Origin of the sequence: Tenacibaculum aestuariivivum, assembly GCF_964507685.1 — a bacterium.
In the GTDB taxonomy this organism is placed as follows: domain Bacteria; phylum Bacteroidota; class Bacteroidia; order Flavobacteriales; family Flavobacteriaceae; genus Polaribacter; species Polaribacter aestuariivivum.
The window spans coordinates 1,996,974-2,009,113 of record NZ_OZ208414.1 but is presented as its reverse complement, the minus strand read 5'-3'; the positions used below and the strand labels follow the sequence as shown (position 1 = coordinate 2,009,113).

The 12,140-nt window shown below is 29.9% G+C and carries 6 protein-coding genes; 3 read left to right on the top strand and 3 right to left on the bottom strand.

Going from position 1 to position 12,140, the window contains the following annotated elements; all coding sequences use genetic code 11:
* The first annotated feature begins 11 nt into the window (after positions 1 to 11).
* Genes ACN5J4_RS08965 through ACN5J4_RS08955 form a run of 3 tightly spaced genes read left to right on the top strand, consistent with a single transcriptional unit; the run spans position 12 to position 3,835 of the window.
* Positions 12 to 1,259, top strand: coding sequence for an NAD(P)/FAD-dependent oxidoreductase (locus ACN5J4_RS08965; protein WP_418649665.1), 1,248 nt, complete (start codon positions 12 to 14; stop codon positions 1,257 to 1,259).
* Positions 1,260 to 1,310: 51 nt separating this feature from the next.
* Entirely contained in the window at positions 1,311 to 2,603 is a 1,293-nt protein-coding gene (locus ACN5J4_RS08960; RefSeq protein ID WP_418649664.1) for an aminopeptidase P family protein, read from the top strand.
* Positions 2,604 to 2,614: 11 nt separating this feature from the next.
* Positions 2,615 to 3,835 (top strand): M24 family metallopeptidase, encoded by a 1,221-nt coding sequence (locus ACN5J4_RS08955; RefSeq protein ID WP_418649663.1) that lies wholly within the window; start codon positions 2,615 to 2,617, stop codon positions 3,833 to 3,835.
* A 71-nt stretch (positions 3,836 to 3,906) separates the two neighbouring features.
* Here ACN5J4_RS08955 and ACN5J4_RS08950 read toward each other — a convergent pair whose 3' ends face one another.
* The 3 genes from ACN5J4_RS08950 to ACN5J4_RS08940 are packed head-to-tail and all read right to left on the bottom strand — an operon-like array spanning position 3,907 to position 12,047.
* Positions 3,907 to 7,026: a glycoside hydrolase family 2 TIM barrel-domain containing protein gene (locus ACN5J4_RS08950; protein ID WP_418649662.1), complete on the bottom strand. Its 3,120-nt coding sequence runs from the start codon at positions 7,024 to 7,026 to the stop codon at positions 3,907 to 3,909.
* Positions 7,023 to 10,055, bottom strand: a complete 3,033-nt coding sequence (locus ACN5J4_RS08945; protein WP_418649661.1) for an aminotransferase class III-fold pyridoxal phosphate-dependent enzyme — start codon at positions 10,053 to 10,055, stop codon at positions 7,023 to 7,025. The genes ACN5J4_RS08950 and ACN5J4_RS08945 overlap by 4 nt, the downstream gene beginning before the upstream one ends.
* Positions 10,056 to 12,047 (bottom strand): MGH1-like glycoside hydrolase domain-containing protein, encoded by a 1,992-nt coding sequence (locus ACN5J4_RS08940; protein WP_418649660.1) that lies wholly within the window; start codon positions 12,045 to 12,047, stop codon positions 10,056 to 10,058.
* Between the last annotated feature and the right edge of the window lie 93 nt (positions 12,048 to 12,140).

The following is a 12,140-nucleotide window of genomic DNA, read 5'->3' as shown; positions in this document are numbered from 1 at the left end:
AAACATATTAAATGTCAAAAGAAATAGTAATTATTGGTGGAGGAATTATAGGCTTATGTTCAGCTTATTACCTTCAAAAGGAAGGACACAAAATTACCGTAATTGATAAATCAGATTTTTCAAGTGGTGCATCATATGTAAACGCAGGGTATATAACTCCTAGTCATATTATTTCTTTGGCTGCTCCGGGAATGATAAACAAGGGTATAAAATGGATGTTCGACTCAAAAAGTCCTTTTTCAGTAAAGCCTCGTTTAGATTATGATTTTTTAAAATGGACTTGGTTATTTAAAAAAGCATCAACCAAAGAAAAGGTAGAAAGCGCTATTAAAACCATAAAAGATATTAATGTATTAAGTAGAGAATTATATCAAGATATAAAAAACTCTAATGATTTTGATTTCTTTTATCAACACAAAGGTTTGTTAATGTGTTACCAAACTGATAAAGCTGGTGAAGAAGAATGGAAAACGGGTAAACGTGCTATTCAGGAAGGTTTAAAAGTTGAAAATTTAACCAAAGAACAAGTTTTAAAGCTAGAGCCTAATGCGGGTTTAAATATTAAAGGAGCTGTATATTATCATTCAGATGCACATATGACTCCGAATGAATTTATGCCACAATTAAAAGCTTACTTAGAAAAAAAGGGTGTTACTATATATGCTAATGAAGAGGTATTAGATATCAATGTAAAAGGCGATAAAGTAAGCTCTATAAAAACAAATAAACAAGAAGTAACAGCAGATGAAATTGTTGTTGCTACAGGTTCTTGGTCTCAAATTTTAGTTAAAAAATTAAACACTACCGTACCAATTCAGGCTGGTAAAGGATATCGAATTAATGTATCTCAAGATACAGGAATTACAATACCTGCCATTTTAATGGAAGCAAAAGTTGCTGTAACACCAATGAATGGTTTTACTCGTTTTGCAGGTACAATGGAAGTAGATAAAATAAATAGTAATATCAATCGTGTAAGAGTAGATGCTATTGCAAGAGCAAGTGAAAGATTTTACGAAGGTTTAAAAATTGATCAAAAAGAAATAGATGATGTTGCTTGTGGTTTAAGACCATGTTCTCCTGATGGATTACCATATATTGGTCGTTTATCGAAAGTTAAAAACGTAACTATTGCTACTGGTCATGCAATGATGGGATGGAGTTTAGGCCCTGCAACTGGTAAATTAGTTTCGGAAATTATTTCTGATAAAAAAACAAGTTTAGATCTACGTCCTTTTCATGTAGAAAGATATTCATAATCTTGATATTAAAAGCACGTAAAAATTAATTAAATACATCCATAAGAAAATATGCGTTACGATCAAATTGACAATTCTTTATTTATAGAAAACAGAAAAAAATTCATTGCTCAAATGAAACCTAACACCATAGCTATTTTAACATCTAACGATGTTAAACATCACAATGCCGATGATGTTATGGGGTTTACTCAAAATAATGATCTTTTTTATCTTTCAGGTATCGATCAAGAAGACACTATTTTAGTGTTATATCCTGATGCTTTGAAAAAAGAAAATAAAGCTATGTTGTTTATTAAAGAAACAAGTGAGCTTATTAAAATTTGGGATGGTGAAAAATTAACAAAAGAACAAGCTGAGAATATTTCTGGAGTTTCAAGAGTTGAATGGGATAAAGACTTTGAATTATTTTTACAATACATGGCTTTTGAAGCTGATGGTTTTTACTTAGGTCATAACGAGCACGCTAAACGTGTTACCAATAATCAAGAAACAAAACAAGATAGAATGATCAAATGGTGTAAACAAAAATACCCATTACATGATTATTATAGAGCTGCAAAAATTACACGTGATTTACGACCTGTAAAATCAAAAATAGAATACGACTTAATACAAAAGGCTTCTAATATAAGTGTTAACTCTTTTGAAAGTGTTTTAAAAGCCTGTAAACCTGGCGTAAAAGAATATGAGTTAGAGGCTGAATTAGCTTATAATTTAGTAAAAACAGGTTCTTCACACCATGCATTTAAACCAATTATTGCTTCTGGTAAAAATGCTTGTGCATTACACTACAATACAAACGACTCGGTTTGTAATGATGGCGAAATGATTTTACTTGATTTTGGAATTTGCTATGGAAACTACAATAGCGACACTACACGTTGTTTTCCTGTAAACGGAAAATTTTCTGAAAGACAAGCTGCTGTTTATTCATCAGTATTACATTGTTTAAAAGAAGGCAGTAAAATGATTAAACCTGGTGTTTTACCAAGTGTTTACGAAAAAAATATGGCAGGATTAGTTGAAGCTGAATTAATAAAATTAAATTTATTAAATGCTGATGATGTTGCTAAACAAGATCCTGAAAAACCATTATATAAAAAATACTTTATGCATGGAACAGCCCATTATTTAGGTTTAGACGTACATGATGTAGGTTTATATTCTCGTCCTTTTGAAAAAGGAATGGTGTTAACTTGTGAACCAGGTATTTATATTCCTGAAGAAGGCATTGGCTGTAGATTAGAAGATGATTATCTAATTACAGAAGATGGGAACATCAATTTAACAGCTGCAATGCCTATTGAAATTAAGGATATTGAAGCATTAATGAATAATTAAAAAAATACTAGATGAATACATTCGGAATTGGAGGCTCTACAATAGAGGCAGAATTAAATGCAATAACTCCAAAAGCTCACCTTGTTAAACCTATTCAAAAAGAAGAATTTCAATCAAGAATAGATAAAGCTTGCTTAATGATGAAAGATCAAAATAAGCAAGCAATGTACTTACATGCTGGAACCAATTTGTTTTATTTTACAGGAATGAAATGGAGTTCAAGTGAACGAATGGTAGGTGCTCTTTTATTTCAAAATGGAGATCTTCATTTTATAGCTCCTAGATTTGAAAAAGGAACTATTTTAGATTTTATGTTAATAAACGGAGAAGTTAATTGCTGGGAAGAACATGAAAGTCCTTACAAACTTTTTGTTAAAATATTACAAAGTAATAATGTAGTTACAGGTGCTATTTTAATGGATGAAGCTACACCATTTTTTGTTATTGATGGAATTACTAAAGTGGCGACTTCATATAGTTTAGAAAATGCAAAATCAATAACAGCTGGATGTAGAATGATTAAATCTGAAGCTGAAATTGCTATTATGCAATTAGCTATGGATATTACTTTAGAAGTTCAAAAGGCAGTTGCTCGTATTTTAAGAGTTGGAATTTCAGCAAAAGAAATAGAAGACTTTATACATGAAGCTCATATTAAATATGGGGCTACAGCTGGATCTTACTTTTGTATTGTCTTATTTGGTGTTGACTCTTCATTTCCGCATGGTGTAAAAACACCTAAAAATTTAGAAGAAAATGAAATTGTACTAGTTGATACTGGCTGCCAAATACATAATTATATTTCAGATATTACTAGAACTTATATTTTTGGAGAGGCTGATGACTTACAAAAATCAATTTGGAGTATAGAAAAAGAAACGCAACAAGCAGCTTTTGACGCAGCGCAATTAGGTAATGTATGTGCTGATATTGATGATGCTTCTAGAAAAGTTTTAGAATCTCATAAGCTTGGTCCTGATTATGATTTACCTGGTTTACCTCATAGAACAGGACACGGAATAGGTTTAGATATTCACGAATGGCCTTACATTGTTAGAAACGACAAAACAGTTATAAAACAAGGTATGACTTTTAGTAATGAACCTATGATTTGTGTTCCTAATAAATTTGGAATAAGACATGAAGATCATATTTATATGACTGAAAGTGGCCCTAAATGGTTTACAGAGCCAATGCACTCTATTGAAGATCCTTTTGGAGTTTCAAAATAATATTTATATCATAAAAAAAGCAACTCATATGAGTTGCTTTTTTTAGTTGTTTACTATAATTAATTTACTATTTAATTCTTTGTTGGCTCAATAGTAAATGAATACTTATATTTTTTATTTGCAGGAATTGTATATTCTTTATGAACTAACCTACCCCAAGAAGTATCTCCTCCTACTCCCATTTGTTGTAAATCAATATTCCATTGAACAGTATCCCCTATTTTAATATCTGCACCATGTTTTTTAGTCACTGGTACCAATCCTGAAGCTGATTGTTCTGCATCACTAGCAATAAAATCTAGTTCTTTCATATTAAATGGCCAAACACTAGCATTTAATAAATCTTCTCCAAGAACTTTTAAATTCAGTGCTGTTGATGAAACTTCCATCCAACGAACTTCTGTTTTGTTTCCTGTTTCTTGTGGTCGAGGAAATGCATGAAATTGATCTTTAATATTACCAGAATATATCCCTAATTTCTGCCCTGACTTTCTATCCCAATAACTTTCTTCAGGACCTCTTCCATACCAAGAAACTTCTTTAAAATCATTATTGATACTTAAATACATTCCTAAACGAGGAATATTAGGAAGTTCAGATTTATTAGGTGTAAACGAATAATCTAATTTTAAATTACCATTAAAAGACAACGTATATTTTACAACAACAGTAGCTTCATTATTTGGTAATTTATAGTTCACTTTATAGCTTATTCCGTTTGAAACTTCTTTTGGTTTTTCGCTTAAAATTGCGGTATAATTATAAGTTGCATCTTGCCAAACCTTCGCCCATTTATTCATTCCATTTCCTAAATCATTATCTGTAGGTGGTCTCCAAAAATTTAATTTAATAGGTTTATTGGTAATTTCTTTATCATTTGATAACCATGAAATTATTTCACCTGTTTTTTTATCGATTTTTAAATCAGTATAACTATTCTTAAAACGATAAGCAGTATCTTCTTTAATCGTTAACTTTTCATTTAAAGCCTTAACTTTCGTTGTAACTTTTGATGTTTTTGTAGTACTTCCTTTTTGTAAAACAAACTGACTCCAAGCAATTTCATATCCTTTAGAAATCATTTTTGTAGTATTTTTTTGCACCAAATTTACTTCAAGAATATATTCTGATGCATCATTAAAAGAACTTAAATTCTTTTTAAGATTCCAATTTAAGGTTTCTTGTGCCTTAATATCCAAATGAATATTTGCTAAACTATCAATAGTTTTACCATCTTTTAATAACTTCCATTTAAAATTTTTATCTGAAAAATCTGCAAAAAAGTTTTTATTAGTAACTTTAATAGTACTATTATTTACCAAACTAAATTTTACAGGTTGATATACTTTTTTTACTTCTGATAAATGAGGATGCGGATTTCTGTAAGGATCTACCAATCCATTATTTAAAAAGTTCCCATCGGTTGGTAAATCTGGATGAAAATCGTGTCCGTACGCTAAATATGGTTTTCCATTTTCATCTTTATATTCTAAACTTTGATCTACCCAATCCCAAATAAAACCACCTTGTAAGTTGTCATATTTTTCTATAATATTCCAATAATCTTGTAAATTACCTACTGAATTACCCATTGCATGCGCATATTCAATCATAATAGAAGGCTTATCAGAATTTGATTTACCATGCTTTATTAAATATTCAGGCTTTGGATACATTGGACAATACAAATCTGTATAATCTTCTTTTTGAGCTGGTTCGTATTGAACAATTCTATTATTATCTTGCGCTTTTAACCATTTATAAGTGGTTTTAAAAACATCGCCCTCTCCTGCTTCATTTCCTAATGACCAAGAATAAATAGCAACGTGATTTCTATCTCTATAATACATACGTTTTGTACGCATCATGTGAGCAGGCAACCAACTCATTTCATTTCCTATTTGAGTTTTTTTATCTATTGCCAACGGGTGACTTTCAATATTTGCTTCATCCACAACATACAAACCATATTTATCACATAAATCTAACCAATATGGATCATTAGGATAATGAGAAGAACGCACCGCATTAATATTGTTTTGTTTCATCAATTGAATATCTTTTTCCATTGATGCTCTTGAAACTACATGTCCTGTATGCGGATCGGTTTCATGTCGATTAACACCTCTAATATAAATCGGTTTACCGTTAATTAACACTTGCGATTCTTTTATTTCAACACGTTTAAAACCTATTGATTTTTTAATAAACTGATTCGCATCCAAAGCAATATGTAAATCATATAAATTTGGAATTTCAGCCGACCAAGATTTTACATTTTCAACCGTTTCCTCTACAATAAAATCAGCTGTTGATTTAGCAGGAACAGTTATTTTTTTAACTATTTTAAATTCTTCGGATAAAGAAATAGTAACCTCTTTAGTAACTTCTTTATCAGTCGAGTTTGTTACAGAAAAAGTACCTTTAAAAATTCCATTTTTATAAGAATCATCTAAAGTAGTTTTAGCGTGATAATCAGAAATAAAAATTTTTGGTCTTGAATATAAATACACATCTCGTTCAATTCCACTCATACGTAACATATCCTGACTTTCTAAATAACTAGCATCAGACCAACGAAACATCTGTAAAGCAATTACATTTTTTCCTTCGGATAAATATGATGTTATATCAAACTCGGCAGGTGTTTTACTTCCTTGAGAATATCCAACATATTTTCCATTGATATATACATACATTGCCGATTTAGCACCTGCAAAATGAAGAAGAATATTTTCTGATAAATATTCTTTGGTTAAATTTATTTCTTTACGATACGTTCCAACAGGATTGTAATCCGTAGGAGCATCTGGCCATTTTGTGGTAAAAGGATAACGTTCATCTAAATAAATAGGATGTCCATAACCTTCCGTTTCCCAATTGGCAGGAACAGCAATTGTTTTCCAATCCGTATCATTATACTCGATATTTTGAAATGTTGTCGGACGTTTTTTAGGGTCTTTAACCCAATTAAATTTCCAATCGCCATTTAAATTTAAAAAGCGATTTGAATTTTCTTTATCAGAAATTTCTGAATTTTCAAAAGTAAAAAAAGAAGCTCTAGGTGCTAATTTATTTTCTTCAAAAATTTGATGATTATAATGATTCTTTTGAATACCAACTTCTTTTAAAGGAGTTTTATTACAACTAACAATCAATAAAAGAACGATACTTTGTATTATTTTTCTCATAAACTAACTTTCATAAAATCTTCCGTTATTATTTTTTTCATGTAGAAAATTACTTCTTCAGCATTTTCTTTTGTAAAAACAATCGGTGGTTTAATTTTTAACACATTATGATCTGCTCCATCAGTACTCATTAAAATACCATGGTCTTTCATACGTGCTGCCAAGTAATCTGCTTGAGCAGCTAATGGATTTAATGAAGAATCAACTAACTCAACTCCTAAGAAAAGTCCTTGTCCTCTTACATCTCCAATAATTGGAAATTCCTTAGAAAGCTCTTTTAATGCTGATTTTAAATAATTACCTACTTCAAGTGCATTTTCTTGTAATTTTTCTCTTTTTACGGTTCGAATTACTTCGGTTGCAATAGCACATGAAACAGGATTCCCTCCAAAAGTATTAAAGTATTCCATACCATTTGCAAAGGCATCGGCAACTTTTTGAGTACAAGCTACAGCAGCTATTGGATGTCCGTTTCCTAAAGGCTTACCAATTGTTACAATATCAGGAACAACATCGTGCAATTGAAAACCCCAAAAAGTTTTCCCCATTCGTCCGCAACCTGTTTGCACTTCATCAGAAATACAAAGTCCACCTACTTTTCTAATTTTTTGATATGCTTTAGATAAAAAACCTGTTGGTAATTCTACCTGACCACCACAACTAATAATTGGTTCTATAATAAAAGCACCTACATTACGTCCTTTTTCTTGAATAGTATCAATACATTTTTGAACTTCATCTGCATATTTATCAGCCGTATTTTCACCTCTGTATTTACCTCTAAAAGTATCTACTAAAGGAAAAATTTGAGTATGTTCTGGCGCACCACTTCCACCATTTCCATCAAATTTATATGATGAAATATCAATACACATGTTCGCATTTCCGTGATAACCAATTTCACTAGCAATAATATCTCTTTCGCCTGTAACAGCTTTTGTCATTCTAATGGCCAACTCATTTGCCTCACTTCCTGAATTTACAAAATGTAACACATTTAATTCTGGTGGTAATGTTTCGATTAATTCTTTGGCTAATTCATTGATATTTTCGTGTAAATAGCGTGAGTTTGTATTAATTAAACTCATTTGTTGCTGTCCTGCTTTTACAACATTATAATTTTCATGACCAACATGTGCAACATTATTTACAGTATCTAAATATTTATTTCCAAACTGATCCATTAAATACTGCCCTGCTCCACGCACCATTTTTATAGGTGTTTTGTATTGCAGACTTAAACTTTTTCCTAAATGTTGTTTTCGATACTTGATTAAATCATTATTTGATATCGAATTTTTATCTACTAATTCTTCTGACTTAAATAGTAAATTTGGATTAGGACAAATACTTTTCCAAACATCAATTTGATTTATATATGCAACACCTGGATAATCTGTTGTAAAATCAAATAATGATAATAATACTTGAAAATGTAAATGAGGAACCCAATTTCCATTTTCAGAACTATCACCAAGTTCAGCAATTTTATCACCTTTTAAAATAGTATCCCCTATTTTATGATTTTTTATACTTTCTATCGAATTATGACCATATAAAGTATAAAACTCAAAATCTTCAACTTGATGTTTTAAAACTAATAACCCTCCATAATTTTTATCGCCTTTATCATTTGTAGCGATAACAACTTCACCATCTAAAATAGCGTGAACAGGTGTATTTTTTGATAACCAAAAATCAGTTCCTAAATGAATAGTTCTGCTTTCTTTTCCTTTATTACCTACCTTTTCGTAAGAAGTTGAATTATAAAAAGCTCTTGGCTCTAAATAACCACCAGCTATAATTTTTGTAGGGTTTTCTTTCTGTAATTGATTAATTTTAAATTGAAAGAAATCTACATCATTAAATTCTTTTTCATGACCAAGCCATTTACTAGAAACACTTAAGTCAATAGGAAAAATGACTTTATTTTCAACTGTTGGAAATATCTCTTCTACTTGAAAATTATTTTTTGAACTCCAATTTTCAAACTTTTTTTCATTTGGATGTGCTGTAAAACCACAAACATCTCTAAAATTATATTCCGCAAAATCAGGATGAATTTCACGCCATTTTTTAAGTACTTCCCAAGCAGGTTTTTCACTTATCAGTAAATACTTATTATTAGGCTCTTCAATTTTATTAATTGCCGATTTTGTAACCGAAATTACCAATCGCATCGCAATTGCATTGTACAAATGTGAAAGTTCCTTTTCTTCTAAAGGAAAATTTTGATGATATCCTTTTACAAAACTCAACGCCGCCTCTAACGGATCATTATGATTCATAACAGCATATGCACAAGCAATGGCAACATCATTAATTATTTGTGTATAAATAGCATCACCATAATCAATAGCGGCTTTTACCGTTGGGTTTACCAGCTCTTTTGATACAATAACATTGTTATCATTTGCATCATTATGAACTACCGATTTTCTTAAAGAATCATAATTTGTTTTATTACTTTCAAACTGTTTTTGAAAATAAGTTATAATTTCTTTTTCTTGATTTTCAAATAAATCAATATGTTTTAAAGTCCAAAGTGATTGCGCTACGTCCCATACAAATTCTCTGTTTGCCTCTGGATGATTAAAACCATGTAAGGCTTTAGTTAACAATCCACATTGTTCACCTAAACTAAAACGCAAACTATCTAATTGAGGGTTTACAGATGACCAAACTCTACCAGAAATCCATGTTAATAAACGCACTTTACGAGCCTTTCCAAAAGTATCAGTTATGGTAGAAATTACTTCTCCATTAATATCTTCAATTACTTTTGGAGCTATAATATTTTTTTCATTATTAGCTACATATTGTAATAATTTCTGTTGAAAATCTAGATAATTTTCATCCTCATTCGGACGAGAAATTTTCAAGATATATCCTTCAGAATTTGGCACTTTAATTCTAAAGTTAAAATCTAATTCACCAGGTAACTCAGATGCAACACCTTTAATATTATAGGTTTTCGAAAGAATTTCTTCCGCTTGTTGAATCGATATTTTTATTTGATTATAGTCCATTTAATCTTTTTGTAATAACATAATTATATGTGCTGCACTCCAGCTAAAATTTTCAGCATTTAATCCTTTTCCTGTTAAAGGGTGGTAATTTTCTCTAATTGATTTTCCTTTTCCAAGAACACCTTCAGCTCCTTTTAAAATTTGAATAGTTGCTTTATCAGCTTCTTTATCAAAACCATAATTACGTAAACCTTTTACACCAAAATAAGCTTGATCTAACCAATTAGGACCACGCCAATATCCTTTTAAAGGATTGAATTTTTCGTGATCGGCACTCATAGTTTGAAAAGGTACTTTTGTGAAAAATTTCTTAGGATCCATCATTTTATTTTTAACAGCTTCTGCTTGTTCTTGTGTTGCTGCATTTGCCCAAAGTGCTGTCCAACCTTCACTTCCTTCTCCTTTAATAAACTTTTTTCCATCTAAAGTAGTATCATAAAACCAACCATCAATAGGATCATAAAATTGTGTTTGAATAATAACTTTTAATTTTTCAGCTTCTTTTTTAAAATTGTCAGCCTCTTTTTTGTTTTCTAAAATAGTTGCTAATTCTGATAAAAATATTTTTTCAGCATATAAATAGGCATTTAAATCTACCGATTCTTGGTCTATTGAATAAGCTCCTTCACTATTTTTTAAAATTTTAGAATTGTCAAAACGAATTGCATTATCCATTCCACTCTCCCACTTTGCAGCTATTACACTTCCATCTGTAGAACCATACTCGCATAAACCATCTTTATCATGGTCACGTTTATTATACCACCATTGATGATATTTTTTTAACTTCGGGTAAAACTCTTTTACAAAAGAAATATCTTTATCTTTTTTATAAATTTTAGCGATTGCCCATGCAGAAAGTGGAGGTTTTGTATCACGATAATTATGTTTTTCAATTAAAGTATCTCTGTAAACACAATCTACAATAAAACCATCTTCATTTTGAAAGTTAAACATAACTCTCATTTGTTTTTTAGCTAAATCAGTATTATAATATGATAAACCAACAGCGTGTTTCCAAGAATCCCAAGACCAAAAACCATGAAACCATTTATAATGATAACTTGGAAACAATCCTTCATCTTTCAATTCTCCTGCTGCAATTCTCCAATTATTTTGTAAAGTTAACTGAGCTTTTGCTAAAACCTCTTCATATTTATGGTAATTAAACTGGATTTTTCTATTTTCTATTAACGACTCTAACTCTTTGCTTTTTTCTAATTTTCTATCTTTTAAAACAGTGTCAAAATTTGAAGTAATAATTTTTTCTTGCTCTTTTAACCATGAATATTCTTTAAAAATAAAACTTTGAGAAATTGTAAACTCTTTAGTTTCATTTGGCTTTAATACTATTTGTATTTCATCTGAAATATAAGTACTATCTGTTGATGCTGTTAAAAGCACATCTTCAGGAAAAATAACATGACCAACAGCATCTGTTAAAGCTGATTTAATTGTTAAATTATTACCCTTTACTGACAATTTTAATCCGTCAGCTAATAAATTTTCATTTTTAAAACTGTAGTTAATTGTTTGTGGTAAAGTACTGTTGTTTTTTAATATTGATTTTATAATAGCTGTATGCCCTGATAAAAAAACTAATTGTTGTTTTAACTCTAATTTTTCTGATGAAAAAAGTTGCTCTAAATGGCTATTATAACTTTTCGTATCATTTAATTTAAAATTAGTGTTTTTAATAACCATATTGGTTAATGAAGAGCTACTCCAAATACCATTTTGTTGTGTCATTAAAAAAGGGCCTGAAAAACCAGTAATATTTGTAGTATCAGGAAAACTATACCCAAACCATGCTCCTTGATCAGAAAACATTAATCCATTTTTATCAAATTTATGTTTAGGTGTAAAAGCATAATTAAGCAAATTAATATGCTGAGTTGTTTTTATATTACTTAAATTATTTTTAGACTTATGCTTACAACTTAACAAAATAATAAATAAGCTCACTAACGATATTTGTATCTGTTTAATCATATTTTGTTTGTAAATAATAATTTTTTAAAATATATAGATTCTGAGGATTGTAATACTTTTTATTATCTGAGTTAGAACAACTCATTTATCATA